Genomic DNA, 1,331 nt, shown 5'->3' with positions numbered 1-1,331 from the left:
CAAAATTGGAGAGTTTGTTGAATATAGCTATTATAGGAACTGGTTATGTAGGATTACCTAGCGGTATTGGGTTTGCTAAACTAGGCCACAATGTTACTTGTGTAGATATTAATAAAAGTAAAATTCATTCTTTACAAAATGGTATTTTGCCAATATATGAAAATAATATTGAGCAATTATTTTTAGAAGTAGTTAATGAAAATCTCACTTTCACCACATCTTATTCTTGTATAAATGAAGCTGATATTGTTATATTAGCTGTTGGAACTCCACAATCAAATAATAGTGAGAAAGCTGATTTAAAATATATATTTGAAGCGATAAATGAAATTTGTAAAAATTTAAGAGATAAAAATAAATATTTTATTTTAGCAACCAAATCAACTGTTCCGGTTGGTACTGGAGATAAAATAGAACAAATAGTGCACAAAATAAATCCTAATATTGACGTAGTATCTTTACCTGAATTTTTGAGAGAAGGGTATGCTTTAGAAGATTTTTATAATCCAGATAGGGTTATAATAGGAAGTAATTCTGATAAGGCAAGTAAAGCAATAAAAGAATTGTATTCGCATATTGATAGTGATAAAATTTTAATTACAACTAGAAAATCGGCTGAACTTATAAAATATGCTTCTAATTCTTTTTTAGCAATGAAAATACATTTTATAAATGAAATAGCTGATTTTTGTGAAAAAAGCGGGGCAAATATAGGTGATGTTGCACTTGGAATTGGACTTGATAGTAGGATTGGTAATAAATTTTTAAACGTTGGACCTGGATTTGGTGGGAGTTGTTTTCCTAAAGATACTTTAGCAATGCTTGGAATGGCTAAGGAGCTTGGGGTAGGAGTATCTTTAATAGAAACTACCATTAAGGGTAATAATGATAGATTTAAAAAAATTGCAAATAACATTAAGGATATGTTAAAAGATATTGATAATCCAAAAATAGGTATTTTAGGACTTGCTTTTAAAAATGGCACTGATGATTGTAGACAAAGTCCAGCGATTGAAATTATAAAAGAATTTATTAAAAATTATCACAATATAAATGTTTATGATCCGAGGGCTATAAATAATGCTAAAGGTATTTTAAATGATAACGTTAATTATACAAATTCAATTTATGAATGTGCCAATGAATGTGATTTATTAGTAATTTTGACAGAATGGGATGAATTTAAGGATATTGATTTTTTAAAGCTTAAAGATTGTATAAAGGTTAAAAAAATCTATGATACTAGAAATATAATAAATTTCAATGAAGCTAAAAAATATGGTTTTGACGTGATAAATATTGGGGTTAAGAATTGAGCCAAACAGTTATCG

The 1,331-nt window shown here is 27.5% G+C and carries 1 protein-coding gene; it reads left to right on the top strand.

Annotation, left to right across the window (positions count from 1 at the left end; genetic code table 11):
* Window positions 1-1,316: UDP-glucose dehydrogenase family protein (locus tag AVBRAN9333_RS09395; RefSeq protein ID WP_336609907.1), on the top strand; the 1,316-nt coding region annotated here is incomplete at its 5' end.
* Window positions 1,317-1,331 lie beyond the last annotated feature (15 nt).

Origin of the sequence: Campylobacter sp. RM9333, assembly GCF_020137705.1 — a bacterium.
GTDB lineage: Bacteria > Campylobacterota > Campylobacteria > Campylobacterales > Campylobacteraceae > Campylobacter_E.
The sequence above is the reverse complement of the archived record's forward strand: the minus strand, read 5'-3'. Positions and strand labels throughout refer to the sequence as shown.